1 protein-coding gene is annotated in these 431 nt (G+C 42.7%); it reads left to right on the forward strand.

What is annotated here, in order from left to right:
- Window positions 1-180: 180 nt before the first annotated feature.
- Window positions 181-431: GreA/GreB family elongation factor (locus tag ASC50_RS04820; protein WP_478209966.1), on the forward strand; the 251-nt coding region annotated here is incomplete at its 3' end.

Here is a 431-nt window from a genome sequence, read left to right on the forward strand (position 1 = left end):
GGTGAAAAGGTAAAGACAATGCGATGATGCAGTTGAACTGTTAAAAATCATTAAAACTTGCCGATTACAAAAAAAAATGTGTACCTTTGCAGCCGATAAGAAAATTAATAGTGAAGAAAGTAAGGGTTTCGGGTAGAAATTGCTCGAAATTCTTATTTGTCTGTACAAAAATAAAGAAATATGGCGTTAACTTACATGACGAGAGATGGTTACAACAAGCTGCAGGCGGAAATCACTCAAATGGAATCCGAGCAGCGACCGGCAATCACGAAGCAAATAGCAGAAGCACGTGACAAGGGCGACTTGTCCGAAAATGCGGAGTACGATGCGGCAAAAGAGGCTCAAGGGATGCTTGAAGCCAAGATTGCGCAGTTGAAAGCATTGTTTGCGGATTCCCGCGTGCTCGACGAAAGTAAAATCACCACGGACAC

The organism is Candidatus Symbiothrix dinenymphae (genome assembly GCF_001431085.1).